Annotated in this window: 19 protein-coding genes; 5 read left to right on the top strand and 14 right to left on the bottom strand. The window is 52.7% G+C overall.

Translation table 11 applies throughout. The annotated features are described in order from the left end of the window. The first annotated feature begins 545 nt into the window (after positions 1-545). A complete protein-coding gene (locus OGY71_RS05795) occupies positions 546-827 on the top strand; it encodes a YjcB family protein (RefSeq protein WP_003826625.1) in 282 nt (93 codons plus the stop codon). Positions 828-893: 66 nt separating this feature from the next. On the opposite strand, the gene ssb1 is transcribed toward OGY71_RS05795, so the two are convergent. Next, positions 894-1,418: a single-stranded DNA-binding protein SSB1 gene (ssb1, locus tag OGY71_RS05790; RefSeq protein ID WP_003826621.1), complete on the bottom strand. Its 525-nt coding sequence runs from the start codon at positions 1,416-1,418 to the stop codon at positions 894-896. Positions 1,419-1,669: 251 nt separating this feature from the next. On the opposite strand from ssb1, the gene uvrA reads away from it, so the two are divergent. Next, the gene (uvrA, locus tag OGY71_RS05785; RefSeq protein WP_003826619.1) at positions 1,670-4,492 is read left to right on the top strand and encodes an excinuclease ABC subunit UvrA; all 2,823 of its coding nucleotides are present in this window, start codon (positions 1,670-1,672) and stop codon (positions 4,490-4,492) included. 284 nt (positions 4,493-4,776) lie between these two features. Here uvrA and OGY71_RS05780 read toward each other — a convergent pair whose 3' ends face one another. The 5 genes from OGY71_RS05780 to dnaB form a co-directional block, all read right to left on the bottom strand. Further along, positions 4,777-5,133: an MmcQ/YjbR family DNA-binding protein gene (locus OGY71_RS05780; protein ID WP_008786927.1), complete on the bottom strand. Its 357-nt coding sequence runs from the start codon at positions 5,131-5,133 to the stop codon at positions 4,777-4,779. Positions 5,134-5,260: 127 nt separating this feature from the next. Next, positions 5,261-5,974 (bottom strand): acid phosphatase AphA, encoded by a 714-nt coding sequence (aphA, locus tag OGY71_RS05775; RefSeq protein ID WP_003826615.1) that lies wholly within the window; start codon positions 5,972-5,974, stop codon positions 5,261-5,263. Positions 5,975-6,158: 184 nt separating this feature from the next. Continuing rightward, on the bottom strand, positions 6,159-7,352 hold the full coding sequence (gene tyrB / locus OGY71_RS05770; protein ID WP_286612970.1) for an aromatic amino acid transaminase: 1,194 nt from the start codon (positions 7,350-7,352) through the stop codon (positions 6,159-6,161). Positions 7,353-7,480: 128 nt separating this feature from the next. Continuing rightward, positions 7,481-8,560: an alanine racemase gene (alr, locus tag OGY71_RS05765; protein ID WP_003826612.1), complete on the bottom strand. Its 1,080-nt coding sequence runs from the start codon at positions 8,558-8,560 to the stop codon at positions 7,481-7,483. Between the two features lie 145 nt (positions 8,561-8,705). Then, on the bottom strand, positions 8,706-10,121 hold the full coding sequence (gene dnaB, locus OGY71_RS05760) for a replicative DNA helicase (RefSeq protein ID WP_003826610.1): 1,416 nt from the start codon (positions 10,119-10,121) through the stop codon (positions 8,706-8,708). Positions 10,122-10,185: 64 nt separating this feature from the next. Here dnaB and OGY71_RS05755 point away from each other — a divergent pair, with 64 nt between their 5' ends. Further along, positions 10,186-11,169 carry a quinone oxidoreductase gene (locus tag OGY71_RS05755; RefSeq protein WP_003826608.1) on the top strand — a complete coding sequence of 328 codons (984 nt, stop codon included), beginning with the start codon at positions 10,186-10,188 and terminating at the stop codon, positions 11,167-11,169. 179 nt (positions 11,170-11,348) lie between these two features. On the opposite strand, the gene pspG is transcribed toward OGY71_RS05755, so the two are convergent. From pspG to OGY71_RS05740, 3 genes are all read right to left on the bottom strand, one after another. Further along, entirely contained in the window at positions 11,349-11,591 is a 243-nt protein-coding gene (pspG, locus tag OGY71_RS05750; RefSeq protein WP_003031713.1) for an envelope stress response protein PspG, read from the bottom strand. 133 nt (positions 11,592-11,724) lie between these two features. Beyond that, entirely contained in the window at positions 11,725-12,723 is a 999-nt protein-coding gene (gene dusA, locus OGY71_RS05745; protein ID WP_003826604.1) for a tRNA dihydrouridine(20/20a) synthase DusA, read from the bottom strand. Positions 12,724-12,830: 107 nt separating this feature from the next. Then, the gene (locus tag OGY71_RS05740) at positions 12,831-13,319 is read right to left on the bottom strand and encodes a cupin domain-containing protein (protein ID WP_003031710.1); all 489 of its coding nucleotides are present in this window, start codon (positions 13,317-13,319) and stop codon (positions 12,831-12,833) included. A 115-nt stretch (positions 13,320-13,434) separates the two neighbouring features. Between OGY71_RS05740 and zur the strand changes: the two genes are divergently transcribed. Beyond that, positions 13,435-13,953 (top strand): zinc uptake transcriptional repressor Zur, encoded by a 519-nt coding sequence (zur, locus tag OGY71_RS05735; RefSeq protein WP_063941225.1) that lies wholly within the window; start codon positions 13,435-13,437, stop codon positions 13,951-13,953. Positions 13,954-14,001: 48 nt separating this feature from the next. On the opposite strand, the gene OGY71_RS05730 is transcribed toward zur, so the two are convergent. From OGY71_RS05730 to OGY71_RS05715, 4 genes are all read right to left on the bottom strand, one after another. Continuing rightward, a complete protein-coding gene (locus OGY71_RS05730) occupies positions 14,002-14,211 on the bottom strand; it encodes a CsbD family protein (RefSeq protein WP_003031706.1) in 210 nt (69 codons plus the stop codon). 136 nt (positions 14,212-14,347) lie between these two features. Further along, on the bottom strand, positions 14,348-15,667 hold the full coding sequence (gene dinF / locus OGY71_RS05725; protein WP_126957375.1) for an MATE family efflux transporter DinF: 1,320 nt from the start codon (positions 15,665-15,667) through the stop codon (positions 14,348-14,350). A gap of 131 nt (positions 15,668-15,798) precedes the next feature. After that, positions 15,799-16,407, bottom strand: coding sequence for a transcriptional repressor LexA (lexA, locus tag OGY71_RS05720; RefSeq protein WP_003826596.1), 609 nt, complete (start codon positions 16,405-16,407; stop codon positions 15,799-15,801). Positions 16,408-16,516: 109 nt separating this feature from the next. Then, a complete protein-coding gene (locus tag OGY71_RS05715) occupies positions 16,517-16,885 on the bottom strand; it encodes a diacylglycerol kinase (protein ID WP_003826594.1) in 369 nt (122 codons plus the stop codon). Positions 16,886-17,055: 170 nt separating this feature from the next. Between OGY71_RS05715 and plsB the strand changes: the two genes are divergently transcribed. Further along, positions 17,056-19,476 (top strand): glycerol-3-phosphate 1-O-acyltransferase PlsB, encoded by a 2,421-nt coding sequence (plsB, locus tag OGY71_RS05710; RefSeq protein WP_286612967.1) that lies wholly within the window; start codon positions 17,056-17,058, stop codon positions 19,474-19,476. A gap of 53 nt (positions 19,477-19,529) precedes the next feature. Here plsB and OGY71_RS05705 read toward each other — a convergent pair. Further along, positions 19,530-20,887, bottom strand: a protein-coding gene (locus OGY71_RS05705) for an IS3 family transposase (protein WP_286612912.1) whose coding sequence is annotated in 2 segments (ribosomal slippage) — positions 19,530-20,425 and positions 20,425-20,887 — 1,359 coding nt in all. Because the reading frame shifts where the segments join, the coding sequence is not laid out codon by codon here. Positions 20,888-20,938: the final 51 nt, after the last annotated feature.

The following is a 20,938-nucleotide window of genomic DNA, read 5'->3' as shown; positions in this document are numbered from 1 at the left end:
CTATTTCCCTGTTTCGTATATGCCAGAACCCATCAAGGCAGGATGCTATAAACACCGACTGATTAAGTTGCATGAATCTATCAGTATTAGCAACAGACTTCTCTATGTAAAAGTCTGATAATAGTTGATGATGATATTATTTTTCCGTAAGGCAAACTTAAAGTCATGCTTATTTCATAACGTTATTATCCCCAAGGAGTAATTTTTTATGAGCATTATCCTGGCTGCGTTTAAGAAATTCATTAAAGTTTTTTAACGTTTAATTTAGGATAAATATAACAAGTAGATTAAATGCATGTTTAAAGCATGGTTATTTTTTATCAACCCTTCATTAAATAAAGCCACACATTTAGAGTGGTTTTAGCCCTACAAAAATAACGTCCAATAGTGGTGAACAAACGACCAGTTGTGATATAGTTCACAAAAACCATGTAACAGAAACAATGTTTCATTCATGTTATTGCCCGTCGATAGCCAGAGTATCACACCCTCGGTGAACACCCCCGCGCTGTCCTGGGCATCCAGACTTTCTGAGGACGTTTTTCATGGCGACAATAACAACTGGCGTGGTTCTTCTGCGGTGGCAACTGCTCAGCGCGGTGCTGATGTTTTTAGCCAGTACGCTCAATATCCGTTTTCGTAAATCAGATTATATTGGCCTGGCCGTCATTAGCAGCGGTTTGGGGCTGGTTTTTGCCTGCTGGTTTGCGACTGGATTGCTCGGCATAACCCTGGTGGATATGTCCGCTATCTGGAAGAACATTGAAACCGTGATGGTTGACGTGATGAGCCACACACCGCCAGATTGGCCGATGGTGTTGAACTGATAACAAAATTGCATATGGCTACCCCAGTCTTGAAGTAGCCATTATTTTCAGCGTAACGCAGTGGGATTAGAACGGAATATCGTCGTCGAAATCCATCGGCGGCTCGTTAGACGGCGCAGCCGGAGCTGACTGTTGCGGACGAGACTGCGCGCCGCCGCTGAACTGGTTGCCACCCTGCGGCTGCTGAGGTTGACCCCAACCGCCCTGCTGCTGACCGCCACCTGCCGGAGCACCACCACCCTGACGACCACCCAGCATTTGCATGGTGCCGCCAACGTTAACCACAACTTCTGTGGTGTACTTTTCTACGCCGGACTGATCGGTCCATTTGCGGGTACGCAACTGACCTTCGATATAGACCTGAGAACCTTTACGCAGATATTCGCTGGCCACTTCCGCCAGTTTGCCAAACAGCACAACACGGTGCCATTCAGTCTGCTCTTTCATTTCACCGGTCGCTTTATCACGCCAGGATTCGGAAGTAGCCAGCGTAATGTTGGCAACTGCGCCACCATTCGGCATATAGCGTACTTCCGGGTCCTGGCCCAGATTACCGACGAGAATCACCTTGTTTACGCCTCTGCTGGCCATGATCGTGTCTCCTGAAAAACGTTACTGAATAAGTGTAAGCGCGGGATTGTAGCATTTCCAATAGCGCTTTTACTACGTTGCGAAGTTGATTCCAGTAAACAACCCCAGCCAGACATTGTTGCACAGACGTCTGCGTTTTGCATTCCAATACTGTATATCCATTCAGGTTAGGTTGTGTCATAATTAACCGTTTGTGATCGCCGGTAGCACCATGCAGCCAGGCAAAAAAGCGTTTAATCCGGGAAAGATGAATGGATAAGATCGAAGTTCGGGGCGCCCGCACCCATAATCTCAAAAACATCAACCTCGTCATCCCGCGCGACAAGCTGATTGTCGTCACCGGGCTTTCGGGCTCAGGCAAATCTTCGCTCGCTTTCGACACCTTATATGCCGAAGGGCAGCGTCGTTACGTTGAATCCCTTTCCGCGTACGCGCGTCAATTTCTGTCGCTGATGGAAAAACCGGACGTCGACCACATTGAGGGGCTCTCTCCTGCCATCTCAATTGAACAAAAATCGACGTCCCATAACCCGCGATCCACGGTAGGTACAATTACCGAAATTCACGACTATCTGCGTCTGCTGTTTGCCCGCGTTGGCGAGCCGCGCTGTCCGGATCACGACGTTCCCCTGGCAGCGCAGACCGTAAGCCAGATGGTGGATAACGTCCTGTCGCAGCCGGAAGGTAAGCGTCTGATGCTGCTGGCGCCGGTGATCAAAGAGCGTAAAGGCGAGCACACCAAAACGCTGGAAAACCTGGCAGGCCAGGGCTATATCCGCGCCCGTATCGACGGTGAAGTCTGTGACCTTTCCGATCCGCCCAAGCTTGAGCTGCAAAAGAAACACACCATTGAAGTGGTGATTGACCGCTTTAAAGTCCGTGACGATCTCACCCAGCGCCTGGCGGAATCCTTTGAAACCGCGCTGGAACTGTCCGGCGGTACGGCGGTCGTTGCCGATATGGACGACCCGAAAGCGGAGGAGCTGCTGTTCTCCGCCAACTTCGCCTGCCCTATCTGCGGCTATAGCATGCGCGAACTGGAACCGCGGCTGTTCTCGTTTAACAACCCGGCGGGCGCGTGTCCAACCTGTGACGGTCTCGGCGTGCAGCAATATTTCGATCCTGATCGGGTGATCCAAAACCCGGAACTGTCGCTGGCCGGTGGTGCTATCCGCGGTTGGGATCGCCGTAACTTCTATTACTTCCAGATGCTTAAGTCTCTGGCGGAACACTATAAATTCGACGTTGAAGCCCCGTGGGCCAGCCTGAACCCTGCCGTGCATAAAGTGGTACTGTACGGTTCCGGTAAAGAGAATATCGAATTTAAATACATGAACGATCGTGGTGATACGTCCGTACGTCGCCATCCGTTCGAAGGCGTATTGCACAATATGGAGCGCCGCTATAAAGAGACGGAATCCAGCGCAGTACGTGAAGAATTAGCCAAGTTCATCAGTAACCGACCTTGCGCCAGCTGTGAAGGGACGCGTTTACGCCGGGAAGCTCGTCACGTATTTGTTGAAAATACGCCGCTGCCTGCGATTTCTGACATGAGCATCGGTCATGCAATGGATTTCTTCAACAATCTGAAGCTTGCGGGTCAGCGGGCGAAGATTGCCGAGAAAATTCTTAAAGAGATTGGCGATCGTCTGAAGTTCCTGGTCAACGTCGGCCTCAACTACCTGACGCTATCGCGTTCGGCAGAAACACTCTCCGGCGGTGAGGCCCAGCGTATTCGTCTGGCAAGCCAGATCGGCGCGGGTCTGGTCGGTGTAATGTACGTGCTGGATGAGCCGTCTATTGGCCTGCACCAGCGCGATAACGAACGTCTGCTGGGTACGCTTATCCACCTGCGTAATCTGGGTAATACCGTTATTGTGGTCGAGCACGATGAAGATGCAATTCGCGCTGCTGACCACGTTATCGATATCGGCCCCGGTGCTGGCGTTCACGGCGGTCAGGTCGTCGCCGAAGGGACGCTCGACGACATCATGGCAGTGCCTGAGTCGCTGACCGGCCAGTACATGAGCGGTAAACGCAAGATTGAAGTGCCTAAACAGCGCGTTGCGGCTGACCCAGAGAAAGTACTAAAACTCACCGGCGCACGCGGTAACAACCTGAAAGATGTCACCCTGACGCTGCCGGTAGGTTTATTTACCTGCATTACCGGGGTTTCCGGTTCGGGTAAATCGACGCTGATTAACGACACACTGTTCCCGATTGCACAGACGGCGCTAAACGGTGCGACGCTGGCTGAACCTGCGCCGTATCGCGACGTTCAAGGCCTGGAACATTTCGACAAAGTGATCGACATTGACCAAAGCCCGATTGGCCGTACGCCGCGCTCTAACCCGGCGACCTACACCGGTGTGTTTACGCCAGTGCGCGAACTGTTTGCCGGTGTCCCGGAGTCGCGTGCGCGCGGTTATACGCCGGGTCGTTTCAGCTTTAACGTTCGCGGCGGACGCTGTGAAGCCTGTCAGGGCGATGGCGTGATCAAAGTCGAAATGCACTTCCTGCCGGATATCTACGTGCCGTGCGATCAGTGCAAAGGCAAGCGCTATAATCGCGAAACGCTGGAAATTAAATACAAAGGCAAGACTATCCACGAAGTGCTGGATATGACGATTGAAGAAGCACGTGAGTTCTTCGATGCCGTTCCGGCGCTGGCACGTAAGCTGCAAACGCTGATGGACGTTGGCCTGACGTACATTCGACTGGGTCAGTCCGCTACCACGCTCTCGGGCGGTGAAGCACAGCGCGTGAAGCTGGCGCGCGAACTGTCCAAACGCGGTACCGGGCAAACGCTGTATATTCTCGATGAGCCGACCACCGGTCTGCATTTTGCGGATATTCAGCAACTGTTGGACGTGCTGCATCAACTCCGGGATCAGGGCAACACCATCGTAGTGATTGAGCACAATCTGGACGTGATTAAGACCGCAGACTGGATTGTCGATCTCGGTCCGGAAGGCGGCAGCGGCGGCGGCGAAATCCTTGTCTCCGGCACACCAGAAACGGTCGCTGAGTGTGAAGCCTCACACACGGCCCGCTTCCTCAAACCGCTGTTGTAATTACGCAACACTTGTCTGGCCTACAGAATATGCATGAAGCTTGTAGGCCGGATAAGGCGCTTGCGCCGCATCCGGCAACCGTTGTGCCTGATGGCACTGCGCTTATCAGCGCCTACGAAACTACAGACCAGGCATAAATCTTGTAGGCCGGATAAGGTGCTTGCGCCGCATCCGGCAACCGTTGTGCCTGATGGCACTGCGCTTATCAGCGCCTACGAAACTACAGAATATGCATAAAGCCTGTAGGCCGGATAAGGCGCTTGCGCCGCATCCGGCGAAACGGATCAGGGCTGCGTCAGTATCCGGCGTTTATCTTCCGGCAACGTGTTCACTGCCTGCTGATAAGAGGCGTCGACCAGATAATAAATCTGTGAATCCGGCAGCGAGCCGTCCAGATACACCGTACTCCAGTGCGCTTTATTGAGATGCCTGCTTGGCCGAACATCGCTATGCTGCTGGCGCAACAGTTCTGCCAGTTCAGGGCTGGTTTTCAGAGACACCGCCGGGCGTTCTTCCACCTCTTTTACCATGGCAAAAAGCACATCTTCGACTTTGATTTGCGTGGCCTTCCAGTCACTGTGAACGCTCTGCTCCGCGCCCGTTTTTGCCATGCAGTATTGCAGCAACTCCGAATTCGTCATCTTTATTCCCCTTACCAGCATATTGCCTCATGAGAACATCTTTTATTCAGTGTGCAGCAAGTCCGCAAAAGGTAAAAGCCAGCAATGTAAATTTGTTTAAAAAAACAGCAATCCGCAGCCAGCGTCCTCAATATTCCGAGTTGACGATCACCTCTTCACCAAACGCACCGGCCTGTGGCAGCGGCTTATAAGTGGAGTTAGAGGCGCGCAAAATGCGAATACCGCGAATACCCACGTCGCGAGCGGCAGTGATGTCATTATCGGAGTCACCGTAGAACATGCGGATATTTTTATCCTGCAGCCACTGCGTTTTGGTGTTCTGACCCGGCTTGTCGCCGGCAAAAATGACCGGATTCATATTTCCAGCCGGGATGTGAAAGTTATCAGACAACGTTTTCGACACCGTTTCAGTCTTCGTCTGGCTACGCCCGGTCACGAAAAAGATGCTGTCACCGCGACGCACGTGCATATCAATCAGTTGGCGCGCGACTTCTTTTGGAATACTGAACTCGTCCCAGCCATTGTTCATTTTTTCCCAGAAGGCCGGATTCTTCAGGTAATCCTCACTGTCCGGGGAATACGTTTTTTTACCGCGCCAGAAGCCTGGGCTGGAAAAGAGGACAGTGTCATCGATATCAAACCCGACGGCCATCGGCGGACGTCCGGTCAGGCTGTTTTCAATTTGTGCCACGGAGACCCAGTGAATGGGAGCCTGCTCAGCGAGCTTTGCAACGTTAGTGCCTGGATTGAGCTGAGAGGGAGAAGAAACGAGTGCCTGGGCTGGCTGATTTAGCGTGAACAATAAACAAACGGCACTCAGTGCCAACGTAAACTTGCGCATATTTTTCCCTAAGTAGTCAGTTAGTTATCATTTTTTTATTAACAACTGGTCAAAAAACTATCTGACCTTACCCCTTAGGGGGAGGGAAAGGAAGGATTTTCTCTGGTTTTGTCCTGGAAAAGGAGCACGATCACATTGGAAAACAGGCCTGATGGCGCGACGCTTATCAGGCCTGCAAAGTCGGTTACATGACGGCAGCAAATGCCTTCGCCACGCGCTGCACGTTACCGTGATTCAGCCCGGCCACGCACATACGACCGCTGGCGATCAGGTATACACCGAACTCATCGCGCAGGCGATCGACCTGGGCTACGCTAAGCCCGGTATAGCTGAACATACCGCGCTGTTGCAGCAGGTAGTCAAAATTACGGCCTGGGATCTCCGCATTTAATACGTTAACCAGCTCCTGACGCATCGCCAGAATGCGAGTACGCATCTCTTCAACTTCCGCCAGCCAGCTGGCTTTCAGCACGTCATCACCCAGCACCGCGGCAACTACCTGCGCACCAAAGTTTGGCGGGCTGGAGTAGTTACGACGCACCGTCGCTTTTAGCTGCCCCAGAACACGGCTGGCGGCATCAGCGTCTTCACATACCACAGACAGTCCGCCGACACGCTCACCGTATAAGGAAAAAATCTTCGAGAATGAGTTGCTGACCAGAGCGGGCAATCCGGCGCTTGCGATGGCGCGAATCGCATAGGCGTCTTCTTCCATTCCACCGCCGAAGCCCTGGTAAGCAATGTCCAGGAACGGAATCAGATCGCGTGCTTTCAGGATCTCAATAACGCTATCCCACTGCGCAGGCGTTAAATCCGCCCCTGTCGGGTTATGGCAGCACGGATGTAGCAGCACGATGCTGCGCGCCGATAGGGTATTCAGCGTTGCCAGCAGGTCGTTGAAACGCACGCCGTTGGTCGTGTCGTCATACCATGGGTAAGTGCTTACTTCGAATCCGGCACCTTCAAAAATCGCGATATGGTTTTCCCAGGTCGGATCGCTGACCCACACGCCAGAATCAGGGAAATAACGTTTCAGGAAGTCTGCGCCAACCTTTAACGCACCGGAGCCGCCCAGCGTCTGAATGGTTGCGACGCGCTGCTGCTGGAGAACCGGATGTTCTGCGCCAAACAGCAGCGGCGCAATGGTATGGCGATACGTGTTCAGACCTTCCATCGGCAGATACAGCGAAGCACCATGCGGTTTGGCATTAAGTCGAGCTTCCGCTTCCGCCACCGCTCTAAGCTGAGGAATAATACCGTCTTCGTTGTAATACAGGCCGATGCTGAGATTCACTTTGTCGCTACGTGAATCTTCTTTGAAGCGCTCCATGAGCGATAAAATCGGGTCGCCAGCGTAGGCGTCAACTTTTTGAAACACGTGTGGTTCTCCGGGTTTACAGGCAGGGGTTAAGAACACAATAAACCGGAAGTGGGAGAAGATCGAGAGGATGTTGAGAGGAATATTGCCGGAAGGTGGCGTAACCACCTGTCCGGCACATCATGCTGTTAATCGATATACTTCATCGCCACCCTTGAGGTCAGGCGCGTGATAAGTTCGTAAGCACTTACTTTCGTCATTTCAGCAATACGTTCAACGGGCAGGCCCTCGCCCCACAGAATCACCGAATCGCCGGCTTTATCCTGCGCTTCGGGCCCTAAATCGACGCAGATCATATCCATTGCAACACGACCGACGATCGGCACTTCACGGCCGTTGACCAGTACCGGCGTCCCCGAAGGCGCTGCGCGCGGATAACCATCGCCATAGCCCATCGCTACCACGCCAAGACGCGTGTCGCGCTCGCTCAGCCAGGTTCCCCCATACCCAACCGGCTCGCCCGCTTTGTGCTCACGCACCGCAATCAGACTTGAGGTCAGCGACATTACCGGTTGGCAGCCAAAATCAGCACCGATGGAGTGATTTTCCAGTGGTGATACGCCATACAGAATCAGCCCCGGACGCGCCCAGTCGAAATGAGACTGCGGCCACAGCAAAATACCACCCGACGCGGCAATCGAACGCTGCCCCGGTTTGCCTTCACAAAAACTGTTGAAGATATCGAGCTGTTTTTCGGTCGCGCCACACTCAGGCTCGTCCGCGCGAGCAAAGTGGCTGACGATATTGACCGGCTGGCGCACGTTTTCACATTGCGTTAAGCGCTGATAAAACGCCTCAGCCTGCTCAGGGCGTACGCCCAGGCGATGCATACCGGTGTCGAGCTTCATCCAGACGGTAACGGGTTCAGCCAGTTTTGCTGCTTCCAGGGCTTCGAGCTGCTCCTGGTTATGGACGGCTGTATGCAGACGCTGCGCGGAAATAGTCGGCAGATCGGAGGCATCAAAAAACCCCTCCAGCAGCAGGATGGGCTGCGTGATCCCTCCCGCTCGCAAGCGCAGGGCTTCTTCAAGACGAGCGACACCAAAAGCGTCCGCATCGGGGAGCGTTCGCGCGGTCTCTAACAGACCATGGCCGTAGGCGTTCGCTTTCACGACCGCAACCAGTTTGCTGGCTGGAGCCAGTTCACGCAGACGTTGCAGGTTGTGTCGCAGAGCGCGGCGGTTAATGACTACAGTTGCCGCTTGCATTTGTATTCCTTAATAAAAGAATCTTCTAAATCATTCGTGTTGCAGGAAGGCGACAAGCCAGAGAATCCCCGGGAGCTTAGTAAACTAAGTGACCGGGGTGAACGGGCGTAGTCAACGCATCTGCTGCATGAAGGATGACGGAGATTTATTCGTCGTCGTATTGTGGGCCCGCATAGTTATCGAAGCGCGACCACTGACCGTTAAACGTCAGGCGCACCGTACCGATCGGGCCGTTACGTTGCTTACCAATAATGATTTCTGCGATCCCTTTCAGGTCGCTGTTTTCGTGATAAACCTCATCACGATAGATAAACATGATTAAGTCGGCATCCTGCTCGATGGAGCCGGACTCACGCAGATCCGAGTTGACCGGACGCTTGTCGGCACGTTGTTCCAGAGAGCGGTTAAGCTGCGACAGCGCCACCACCGGCACATGCAGTTCTTTCGCTAACGCTTTCAGCGAGCGGGAGATTTCTGCAATTTCCAGCGTACGGTTGTCGGAGAGCGACGGCACGCGCATCAGCTGCAGGTAGTCGATCATGATAAGTCCGATACCGCCATGTTCACGGGCGATACGACGGGCACGCGAGCGCACTTCCGTAGGCGTCAGGCCGGAGGAGTCATCAATATAGATGTTTCGTTTCTCTAGCAAAATACCCATTGTTCCGGAAATTCGCGCCCAGTCCTCATCATCCAGTTGACCGGTACGGATTTTGGTTTGGTCTACGCGTGAGAGCGAGGCCAGGGAACGCATCATGATCTGTTCTGAGGGCATTTCAAGACTAAAGATAAGAACCGGCTTATCCTGCAACATCGCCGCATTTTCGACGAGGTTCATTGCAAATGTCGTTTTACCCATCGACGGACGCGCGGCGACAATAATTAAGTCTGACGGCTGCAAACCAGCCGTCTTTTTATTGAGGTCGTCATAACCGGTGTTCACTCCGGTGACGCCGTCGTGCGGCTGCTGGAACAGTTGCTCGATACGCGCGACGGTTGCGTCGAGCACATCGGTGATATTTTTCGGGCCTTCGTCTTTATTAGCGCGGCTTTCCGCGATTTTAAAGACGCGGGATTCCGCAAGGTCCAGCAGATCTTCACTGGAGCGTCCTTGCGGATCAAACCCGGCTTCCGCGATTTCGTTCGCAACCGAAATCATGTCACGAACAACGGCACGTTCGCGGACGATATCCGCATAAGCGCTAATATTCGCCGCACTTGGCGTATTTTTAGATAACTCAGCCAGGTAAGCAAAACCGCCGACGCTGTCCAGTTGTCCCTGAACCTCCAGCGACTCTGCCAGCGTGATCAGATCGATGGGTTTTCCCATCTCCTGCAGGCGATGCATTTCCGTGAAGATATGCCGGTGTGGTCGGGTATAAAAATCTTCCGCCACCACACGCTCGGCGACATCGTCCCAGCGTTCGTTATCCAGCATTAAACCGCCCAACACCGACTGTTCCGCTTCAATCGAGTGCGGCGGTACTTTCAGCCCGGCGACCTGGGGATCGCGCTCACGAGCATCAGTCTGTTGTTTGTTGAAGGGTTTATTTCCTGCCATAGTGAATGGAGTTACCGAGATAATGATTGGGTCGAAAGATTACCACATTTCTTTTGGAGGAAGCATGGCAACACGTATTGAATTTCACAAGCATGGTGGCCCTGATGTACTCAAGGCGGTGGAGTTTACGCCCGTAGACCCGGCGGAAAACGAAATCCAGGTCGAGAACAAAGCGATTGGGATCAACTATATCGACACCTACATCCGCAGTGGTCTTTATCCACCGCCTTCCCTGCCCAGCGGTCTGGGTACCGAAGCCGCAGGCGTGGTCAGCAAAGTCGGCAGCAAAGTGACACACATTAAAGCTGGCGATCGCGTGGTGTACGCCCAGTCTGCCCTTGGCGCCTACAGCTCAGTGCATAACGTTCCGGCCGATAAAGCCGCCATCCTGCCTAACGCTATCTCGTTTGAACAAGCTGCCGCCTCGTTTCTTAAAGGGCTAACCGTTTTTTATCTGTTACGTAAAACGTATGAAATTCAGCCTGATGAGCCGTTTTTGTTCCATGCGGCTGCGGGCGGCGTCGGCATGATTGCCTGCCAGTGGGCAAAAGCATTGGGTGCGAAGCTGATTGGTACCGTCGGCAGTGCGCAAAAGGCGCAAATTGCGCTGCAGGCTGGCGCATGGCAGGTCATTAACTATCGTGAAGAGAGCATTGTTGAGCGAGTGAAAGAGATAACTGGCGGTAAAAAAGTGCGGGTGGTGTATGACTCGGTAGGGAAAGATACCTGGGAAGCCTCGCTGGATTGTTTACAGCGCCGGGGACTAATGGTCAGCTTTGGTAATGCTTCCGGGCCGGTGACTGGCGTGAACTTAGGCATTCTGAACCAGAAAGGTTCGCTGTACGTGACCCGTCCTTCACTCCAGGGGTATGTCACCAATCACCGCGAATTAACCGAAGCCAGCAATGAGCTATTCTCGCTCATTGCCAGTGGAGTGATCAAAGTGGATGTCGCGCCTGGTCAGACGTTCGCACTGCACGATGCACAGCGTGCTCATGAAGTACTGGAAAGCCGGGCCACGCAGGGATCGAGTTTGCTGATTCCGTAAGATGACGGGGAAAGAAAGAATTAGGGCTTCCCGTAGGAAGCCCTTTCTTTTTTTAGTTCGGCTGTATGTAGGGTACAGCTCGATGAATTCGTTAACCTGGCAATAGTGACAGATTTGATAATCAATTCCTATTTGGTTCTAAAGGCAATGTTGCAGGTTGTGACGTACAGCTCAATACCTTAGTAAAACCGGCGGTTATTGCGCTGATACTGTGGGACTTTTGGCGCTTTTATCGCCTTGATAACCCACACCACGGCAACAGCCAGTAGCAGCCAGGGCAACAGTTTAATCATCAAGGCAAATAGTCCGCCCAGAAACATCACTGCGGTGGCTACGACCAATGCGGCCAGAACGCCCAGCAAAGAAACGCCGGTGACCATCAGCATGATAAAAAATCCAATCACAAAAAGTAGTTCCAGCATGGCTCTCTCCCGAAATGAAATTCTCTCCATTGCTTTACAAGAAACATGCCAAAAATAATGCGTTGATTTATAAAGAAAACGCCCCGCGACAAAGCGCAGGGCGTGGTGAAATTAACTAACTTTTGGTGAAAACTTAACGCTTGTCTGCCACCAGCTTCAGCGCGTGTTCCAGAACGTTAATATCAGCCCCGGCTTTATGTGCATTCTCGCTCAGATAGCGGCGCCACTGACGGGCACCAGGGATCCCCTGAAACAGCCCCAACATATGGCGTGTCACATGTCCCAAATAGGTTCCCTTACTCAGTTCACGCTCAATATACGGGTACATGGCGCGCACCACGGCGACCGGATCGGTATCTTCGGTAGCGGCAGAGAAAATCTCACGGTCAACGGACGCCAGAATGCCTGGGTTTTGATAAGCTTCACGCCCCACCATCACGCCATCCATATGTTGCAGATGAATTTTCGCTTCTTCCAACGATTTAATGCCACCGTTGATCGACATCGTCAGATGCGGGAAATCACGCTTTAGCTGATAAACACGGTCATAATCCAGCGGTGGAATTTCGCGGTTTTCTTTCGGGCTTAACCCGGACAGCCAGGCCTTGCGAGCGTGAATGATAAACATCTCACATTCGCCTTTGCCAGATACCGTGTTGATGAAATCGCAGAGGAATTCGTAGCTGTCCTGGTCATCAATGCCGATACGGGTTTTCACCGTAACCGGAATCGACACCACGTCGCGCATCGCTTTGACGCAATCGGCGACCAGTTGCGCATTCCCCATCAGGCAGGCGCCAAACATGCCATTCTGTACGCGGTCGGAAGGACAACCCACGTTGAGATTAATTTCGTCATAGCCCCGCTGTTCAGCGAGCTTTGCGCACTGCGCCAGCGCCGCAGGATCGCTCCCACCCAGTTGTAATGCGACCGGGTGTTCTTCTTCGCTATACGCCAGATAATCGCCTTTACCATGAATGATTGCCCCAGTGGTTACCATCTCCGTATAGAGCAGCGTCTGGCTGGACAGTAAGCGCAAAAAGTAGCGGCAGTGTCTGTCCGTCCAGTCGAGCATCGGCGCGATAGAAAAACGATGAGCGGGAAAAGCGGTAGACTGAGATTCAGGCAGCATGGCGAATATTCAAGCATCCGGTTAAAAAAGGGGCGCTACTATAGCATAGACCGTTACGATAGTGAGCCACATCCTCGCGGCTCACTCCCCCTGACCCTAAATAAACGCTATTTACGCCCCGGTTTTCCGTCGTGAGATCCAAAAAACTGCGGCGGATGGTCGACCCAGCGATCCTCACGTGTAGCGGCATAGACCGGGTTAAGCGGATAATAAATGCGATTGTATTTTTTGTTCGCCTCACCCACGACTAACAGGCGCACCTCTTCACTGGTGTTATTAATAAAGGTATGGCACACGCCTGTACCTGCCGGGAAACCGACGCTGTCGCCCGGTTCCAGCTTCCATAAATACCCGTTAATCCAGGCCTCAGGATAACCTTCCAGCACGTAGATAAATTCTTCCTCATCGCTTTCAGCGTGCGGGTACGACGTGCGCCGACCCGGCGGCAGGCGTTCATGATGAATGCCGAGTCGTCCTAACCCCAACTTGCGGGCAAGTGGCGCGCCAATAGCAAATAGCTCATCGCTGTCAGGATAAGTGGAGTCATCAGCCCCCTCAACCTCACGCCAGTGGCGAATACAATCGGGTCTTTTCATGGTTATTTTCCAGTATTGCGATGCGTCAGGTATAGCACACCACGGTGGATCTCGGTGTTTTAAGCAGAACATGTTAAAGTAAGGGATTAACCTTCCACGCAAATCGAGGCGCCAAATGGACAAAACCACTACGCAAGAGTTATTGGCTCAAGCTGAAAAACTCTGCGCGCAACGCAACGTGCGGCTTACGCCACAACGCCTCGAAGTACTGCGCCTGATGAGCCTGCAGGAAGGTGCGATCAGTGCCTATGACCTGCTCGACCTGTTGCGGGCAACTGAGCCACAGGCTAAACCACCTACTGTATATCGTGCGCTCGATTTTCTGCTGGAACAAGGTTTCGTGCACAAGGTGGAATCCACCAACAGCTATGTGCTTTGTCATCTGTTCGATCAGCCAACCCACAGTTCTGCAATGTTCATTTGCGACCGCTGCGGCGTGGTAAAAGAAGAGTGTGCGGAAGGCGTTGAAGACATTATGCATACGCTGGCGGCAAAAATGGGCTTTGCACTGCGGCATAACGTTATTGAAGCCCACGGGCTGTGTCCGGCCTGTGTGGAAGTTGAATCTTGCCGCCATCCTGGCGAGTGCCAGCATGACCATACGATTCAGGTGAAGAAGAAGGTTGGGCGCTAGGTAAGCGGGAGAGCGTACATCCTTGTACTCTCAGGAGGGAAGGGTTAATTACCAGCGGTAATCATTACGTTTTTCCCAATCGTTAACTTCTTTCTCCGCCTGATCTTTCGCGTAACCGTAACGCTCCTGGACTTTACCGACCAGTTGGTCACGTTTACCTTCAATGACCGTCATATCATCATCGGTCAGTTTGCCCCATTGCTCTTTCACTTTACCTTTAAACTGCTTCCAGTTGCCGCCGACTTCGTCTTTATTCATCATCAAGTCCTCATCGTTAGGTTGTGAATAGCGAGAGTGCCATGTCCAGACACATGCTGTTTTTGCTGGACGTGAGAATAAGTGTAGTCAGTGATTCTGGGTTTTATTTACTATTCGGAATTTTTAACCATCCCGCTCAGGCAAACCAGGTTCCATTACGCCAGTGACGTCGCCAGATAAAGGCCAGTGAAAGCCCGCGCAACGCCAGGAAAACCGTTAACGCCAACCACAAGCCATGGTTTCCCAGCCACGGCAAAGTCAGCAGCGTTAATGCAAATCCTGTGGCAGCAACGGCCATACTGTTGCGCATTTCTGCCGCGCGCGTCGCGCCAATAAACATTCCGTCGAGCAGATAACACCAGACACCCACCAGCGGTAACACCACCTGCCAGAAAAGATAGCGATCGGCCAGCAGTTGGATTTGCGGCAGCGAGGTCAGTAGCGCAACAATCTGCTCGCCAAACAGGGCATAAACCAACGAGAACAAAATAGCCACAATACCGGACTGTCGGCAGGCCGCCCGCCAGACGTCCAGCAACTGGCTACCATCTCGCGCCCCATAGGCCTGGCCCGAATGCGCTTCCACGGCATAGGCAAATCCATCCAGCGCGTAGGCGGTAAAGGTTAGCAGGGTCATCAGAACGGCATTAACCGCAATGATATCGCCTCCCAGACGCGCACCCAGCACCGTGATAGCGCCAAAACAGAGCTGCAGCAGTAGCGAGCGCAACATGATGTCACGGTTAAGTGCCAACAAACGGCGGAAGTTGCCACGCCACGCCTGCTTCAGCATTGCCAGCGAAATTCCGCGCATATGCTGGACTTTGCGCACCATCATCAGGCCGATCAGCAAGGTGGCATATTCAGCAATCACCGTTGCCAGTGCCGCACCCTGCACGTTCATATGCAGGCCCATAACCAGCCATACATCAAGCACAATGTTGAGAATATTGCCGACAATCAACAAGATAACCGGCGCACGCGCATACTGAACGCCAAGCAGCCAGCCGAGCAGCACCAGATTCGCCAGCGAGGCGGGTGCGCTTAACCAGCGAATTTCGAGGAAACGTCGGGCCTGCTCCAGTACCGCTTCACTTCCGCCAACAATGTGCAGAGCCAGATCGATAATTGGCGTACGAAACAGTGCGATAAGCAACCCCGCTCCCAGCGCCAGCATGAGCGGCTGCACCAGTGCGCGCGCCAGCGCCTGTGGATTTTTCGCACCAAATGCCTGTGCGGTCAGACCAGTGGTACTCATGCGCAAAAAAAGCAGCAGCATAAAAAGAAAACTGGTTGCCGTGGCACCAACCGCAACACCGCCAAGATAGACTGGACTATCCAGATGACCAATCACCGCAGTATCCACCAGTCCCAGCAGGGGAACGGTGATATTGGAGAAGATCATCGGTAAGGCGAGGTGCCAGAGTGCTTTATCAGAAGAGGTAAAGAAAGGCATACAGGAGGGCCTGAGAAGAAGTTAGACGTACTGGACAATGTGATGCAGGCCCGGCAAGCGCAGCGCTACCGGGCACGTTGCCGGATGGCGACGTCATCGTCTTATCCGGCCTACAGGGATTCAACAGAAAATTACAGCCATTCACCGTTACGAATGACGCCTACTGCCAGCCCTTCAATAGTGAAGTTTTGTTCGCGCAGGTCGACAACGATAGGTTTGAATTCGCTGTTTTCTGGCAAGAGTTCAACCTTGTTGCCCTGCTTTTTCAGACGCTTAACCGTAACTTCGTCATCAATACGGGCAACAACAACCTGGCCGTTACGCACGTCCTGGGTCTTATGCACAGCGAGTAAATCACCGTCCATAATCCCGATATCTTTCATCGACATACCGCTAACGCGCAGCAGAAAATCGGCGTTCGGTTTGAACAGTGAAGGATCGACCTGATAGTGGCCTTCAATGTGCTGCTGCGCCAAAAGTGGCTCACCGGCTGCCACGCGCCCCACAAGCGGTAACCCTTCTTCTTCTTCCTGCAACAGTCGAATACCGCGCGATGCGCCGGATACAATTTCCAGCACACCTTTACGCGCCAGCGCTTTCAGGTGTTCTTCAGCTGCGTTTGGGGAACGGAACCCCAAACGCTGCGCGATCTCCGCACGCGTCGGTGGCATACCTGTCTGGCTGATGTGATCTCTAATGAGATCAAACACCTCTTGTTGCCTGGCCGTTAACGCTTTCATTCCGCCCCCTGGGTGTATATACAGTTATGCTGTGAGTATATACAGCTAAAGGCGATTTTGGAACCGCAAACTGCACAAAAAACAGGAGATTTATGCAGTTGTGGAAGCCTTATCGCAAATGCGACCACAACAGAATGCCCCAGGTGATCAGCGCGACAAAAATAGACAGCAATACCGCTGCCGACCCCATATCTTTCGCCCGACCGGAAAGTTCGTGGTACTCAGAACCAATACGATCAACTACCGCTTCAATCGCACTGTTGAGGATTTCAACGATCATCACCAGCATCACAGAACCGATCAACAACACGCGGGTAATTGCATCAACATCCAGCCAGCAGGCGATAGCGACGCCCAGCAGGACGGCAACACTTTCCTGACGGAATGCCGCCTCATTAATCCATGCAGCGCGAAAACCTTTCCAGGAATAACCTGCTGCTTTGATAATTCGGGTGAATCCAGTGGTATTATTGGCCATCAAAAAGAACCTTTTTACATTATTAGCGTCAATGTCATTGTAACGTTACCCCGTTTGTTCAGGGTGTGGCAAAGCAGCGCGAAGTATGACCGGATACCACAGAAATTCACTAAACTTTCTGATATCCTTGCAGCGCATTTGCATTATTAACCAGAGGCTTTACATCGTTTATGTCCGGCTGGCCACGAATTTACTACAAATTACTGAATTTACCATTAAGCGTCCTGGTAAAAAGCAAGTCTATTCCAGCAGAACCTGCTCCGGAATTGGGACTCGATACTTCGCGTCCCATTATGTACGTCCTACCGTACAATTCGAAAGCAGACTTGCTGACGCTGCGTGCCCAATGTCTGGTGCACGACCTCCCCGATCCCCTGGAACCACTAGAGATAGACGGAACGCTGTTACCGCGCTACGTGTTTATTCACGGCGGTCCGCGTGTATTCACCTATTACACGCCGAAAGAAGAGTCTATCAAGCTGTTCCACAACTATCTCGACTTGCATCGCAGCAATCCAGATCTGGATGTGCAGATGGTGCCGGTTTCGGTGATGTTTGGCCGTGCGCCGGGGCGTGAAAAAGGCGAGGTCAATCCGCCGTTACGTATGCTAAACGGCGTACAGAAATTCTTTGCGGTGTCCTGGCTGGGTCGCGACAGTTTTGTCCGTTTCTCCCCGTCGGTCTCTCTGCGCCGTATGGCGGATGAACACGGTACGGATAAGATCATCGCCCAGAAGCTGGCACGCGTGGCGCGTATGCACTTTGCTCGCCAGCGCCTGGCCGCTGTCGGCCCGCGCCTCCCTGCCCGCCAGGATCTGTTTAATAAACTGTTAGCTTCAAAAGCGATCGCTCGTGCGGTAGAAGATGAAGCGCGCAGTAAAAAAATCTCCCACGAAAAAGCGCAGCAAAATGCCATTGCGCTGATGGAAGAGATTGCCGCCAACTTCTCCTACGAAATGATTCGTCTGACGGACCGTATTTTGGGCTTTACCTGGAACCGTCTGTATCAGGGGATTAACGTTCATAATGCTGAACGTGTACGCCAGTTGGCGCACGATGGGCATGAAATCGTGTACGTTCCGTGCCACCGCAGCCATATGGACTATATGCTGCTGTCGTACGTTCTGTACCATCAGGGTTTGGTGCCGCCGCACATCGCAGCCGGTATCAACCTGAACTTCTGGCCAGCGGGTCCGATTTTCCGCCGTCTGGGCGCGTTCTTTATTCGTCGTACCTTCAAGGGCAACAAGCTCTATTCCACCGTATTCCGCGAATACCTGGGCGAGCTGTTCAGCCGCGGCTACTCGGTTGAGTACTTTGTCGAAGGGGGCCGTTCACGTACCGGTCGTCTGCTCGACCCGAAAACCGGCACGCTGTCGATGACTATTCAGGCGATGCTGCGCGGCGGTACGCGCCCTATTACCCTCGTACCTATTTACATCGGCTATGAGCACGTAATGGAAGTGGGCACCTACGCGAAAGAGCTGCGTGGCGCGACGAAAGAGAAAGAAAGTCTGCCGCAAATGCTGCGTGGCTTAAGCAAGCTGCGTAACCTGGGTCAGGGCTACGTCAACTTTGGTGAACCAATGCCATTGATGACTTACCTCAACCAGCATGTGCCGGAGTGGCGTGAATCTATTGACCCTATCGAGTCGATCCGCCCGGCCTGGTTGACACCGACGGTGAATAACATTGCCGCCGATTTGATGGTACGCATTAACAACGCAGGCGCGGCCAACGCCATGAACCTGTGCTGTACTGCGTTACTGGCTTCCCGCCAGCGCTCTCTGACCCGTGAACAGCTAACCGAACAGCTTGACTGCTACCTGAGCCTGCTGCGCAACGTGCCGTACGCGGCGGATGCTACTGTTCCTGCGCAGAGTGCCAGTGAACTGATCGACCACGCCTTGCAGATGAATAAGTTTGAGGTCGAGAAAGACACCATCGGTGACATCATTATTCTGCCGCGCGAGCAGGCGGTATTGATGACCTACTACCGCAATAATATTGCGCATATGCTGGTTCTGCCTTCGTTGATGGCAGCCATTGTGACTCAGCATCGTCGGATTTCACGCGCCGCGTTGCAGCAGCATATTGATGCGCTGTACCCGATGCTAAAAGCGGAGCTGTTCTTACGCTGGGAGCGTGATGAGCTTGCCGGGGTAATTGACGAACTGGCCAGCGAAATGCAGCGCCAGGGACTCATCACCCTGACCGATGACGAACTGCATATCAATCCAGCCCACTCCCGCACGCTACAGCTGCTGGCGGCAGGTGCTCGCGAGACGTTGCAGCGCTACGCCATTACCTTCTGGCTGCTGAGCGCGAACCCGTCCATCAACCGTGGCACGCTGGAAAAAGAGAGCCGCACCGTGGCGCAACGCCTCTCAGTGCTGCACGGCATTAACGCGCCGGAATTCTTCGATAAAGCCGTGTTCAGCTCTCTGGTGCTGACGCTGCGTGACGAGGGATTCATCAGCGATACCGGAGATGCCGAACCGGAAGAGACGATGAAGATCTATCAGATGCTGGCCGAACTGGTCACGTCAGATGTGCGTCTGACTATCGAGAGCGCCACTCAGGGCGAGTAAGCATAAAAAAACCGGTCGAAATGAACTGACCCCATAATGTTGGACAGTTTATTTTAAGCGGTTATCTGGGCCTGGGTTCGGTACTCTACCGGACTCAGGCCTTTCAGTTTCTGTTTTATTCTTTCATGGTTGTAATAGTGGATGTAGTCATCGATAGCCATGCGCAACTCGCTGATATTCTTGTGTTCCGTGAGGTAAAAACACTCAGATTTCAGTGTGCCGAAGAAGCTCTCCATCACTGCATTGTCATGACAGTTTCCCTTTCTTGACATGCTCTGTTTTAGACCCGCCTCCTTTAGCCGGTTCTGATAATGCGCCATCTGATATTGCCAGCCCTGATCTGAGTGGAGCAGCGGGTATTCGTTTTTGCCCAGTACAGATATAGCCTTCGACAGCATGTTATCCACCATCGACAGAAGAGGACGGGACTCCATCTGATACGCTACTATTTCTCCGTTATACAGATCCAGAACCGGGGACAGATACAGCTTTTCTCCGCTTATTTTAAATTCCGTGACATCTGTTACCCACTTCTGGTTGGGTTTATCCACACTGAACTGCCGGTTCAGTACATTACCCGCAACTTTCCCATGCCGGCCTTTGTAAGAGTTATATTTCTTCCTTCTGATACAACAGGTTAAATCTAACACCTTCATTAACCTCTGAACCGTTTTATGGTTCAGTAAGCTTCCTTCCCGGCGGCCAGCCAGCGTGATTCGCCTGTATCCATACCGTCCTTTATGTTTATGGAACAGCGTTAAAATATGCTGCTTATCATCGGCATATTTGTCTGGTTTTTTACCGTTGGCCAGTTGCCAGTAGAACGTGCTTCTTGCCAGCCCTGCAGCTTTTAATAAGCGTGCAAGAGGGAACTTCAGCCTTAACTCATTCACGACCTGCGCTTTATCCCGCGTCCTGACGTGCTTCTTTCCCTGAGTAAGGCCTGCAGCTTTTTTAGATATGCCACTTCAGCACGCAGTTGTTCAAGTTCCTCACGTTCATCCGGAGCAAGAGGGGTCTGCAAAGGAGGGACGGGGTGATTCTCAGGGCGTTCTGGCATCGTTTTTTTCCTGCGTCGACTGTCTGTAAGGGCTTCTAATCCCCCTTCATCATACAGTCGTTCCCACTGACTAACAGTGGAAAAGGCAGGGATAGTGAATTTTGCACAGACTTCGCGAACAGACAGCTGGTGTTCACGCATATGCAGGATAACGGACTCTTTAAAAGCAGGAGAATAGGTGAAATGCCGGGTTGTAAGCCCGGCTTCGCCATGGAGCTTCCAGGTAGCAGACCATTTACGAACGGCACTGTGATCGATACCAAAACGTTTTGCAGTCGCCTCCTGTCCTTCCAGCCCGGAAAGATAGTGCTGCACAACCTCAAGCTTGAAGCTGAGAGAATACTTGCTCATAAAAAACTGCACCTTACTTCGTTGGGTGTCCAACTTTTTGGGTGCAGTTCA

Origin of the sequence: Citrobacter sp. Cpo109 (assembly GCF_030332565.1) — a bacterium.
GTDB classification, from domain to species: Bacteria; Pseudomonadota; Gammaproteobacteria; order Enterobacterales; family Enterobacteriaceae; genus Citrobacter; species Citrobacter portucalensis.
Note: the sequence above shows the minus strand (reverse complement) of the source record. Positions and strands in the feature narration are given on the sequence as shown.

Excerpts from the sequence above, each read along its gene's own strand:
- OGY71_RS05795 (WP_003826625.1), top strand. The coding sequence starts at position 546 with ATGGCGACAATAACAACTGGCGTGGTTCTTCTGCGGTGGCAACTGCTC.
- ssb1 (WP_003826621.1), bottom strand. The coding sequence starts at position 1,418 with ATGGCCAGCAGAGGCGTAAACAAGGTGATTCTCGTCGGTAATCTGGGC.
- uvrA (WP_003826619.1), top strand. The coding sequence starts at position 1,670 with ATGGATAAGATCGAAGTTCGGGGCGCCCGCACCCATAATCTCAAAAAC.
- OGY71_RS05780 (WP_008786927.1), bottom strand. The coding sequence starts at position 5,133 with ATGACGAATTCGGAGTTGCTGCAATACTGCATGGCAAAAACGGGCGCG.
- aphA (WP_003826615.1), bottom strand. The coding sequence starts at position 5,974 with ATGCGCAAGTTTACGTTGGCACTGAGTGCCGTTTGTTTATTGTTCACG.
- alr (WP_003826612.1), bottom strand. The coding sequence starts at position 8,560 with ATGCAAGCGGCAACTGTAGTCATTAACCGCCGCGCTCTGCGACACAAC.
- dnaB (WP_003826610.1), bottom strand. The coding sequence starts at position 10,121 with ATGGCAGGAAATAAACCCTTCAACAAACAACAGACTGATGCTCGTGAG.
- OGY71_RS05755 (WP_003826608.1), top strand. The coding sequence starts at position 10,186 with ATGGCAACACGTATTGAATTTCACAAGCATGGTGGCCCTGATGTACTC.
- pspG (WP_003031713.1), bottom strand. The coding sequence starts at position 11,591 with ATGCTGGAACTACTTTTTGTGATTGGATTTTTTATCATGCTGATGGTC.
- dusA (WP_003826604.1), bottom strand. The coding sequence starts at position 12,723 with ATGCTGCCTGAATCTCAGTCTACCGCTTTTCCCGCTCATCGTTTTTCT.
- OGY71_RS05740 (WP_003031710.1), bottom strand. The coding sequence starts at position 13,319 with ATGAAAAGACCCGATTGTATTCGCCACTGGCGTGAGGTTGAGGGGGCT.
- zur (WP_063941225.1), top strand. The coding sequence starts at position 13,435 with ATGGACAAAACCACTACGCAAGAGTTATTGGCTCAAGCTGAAAAACTC.
- OGY71_RS05730 (WP_003031706.1), bottom strand. The coding sequence starts at position 14,211 with ATGAATAAAGACGAAGTCGGCGGCAACTGGAAGCAGTTTAAAGGTAAA.
- dinF (WP_126957375.1), bottom strand. The coding sequence starts at position 15,667 with ATGCCTTTCTTTACCTCTTCTGATAAAGCACTCTGGCACCTCGCCTTA.
- lexA (WP_003826596.1), bottom strand. The coding sequence starts at position 16,407 with ATGAAAGCGTTAACGGCCAGGCAACAAGAGGTGTTTGATCTCATTAGA.
- OGY71_RS05715 (WP_003826594.1), bottom strand. The coding sequence starts at position 16,885 with ATGGCCAATAATACCACTGGATTCACCCGAATTATCAAAGCAGCAGGT.
- plsB (WP_286612967.1), top strand. The coding sequence starts at position 17,056 with ATGTCCGGCTGGCCACGAATTTACTACAAATTACTGAATTTACCATTA.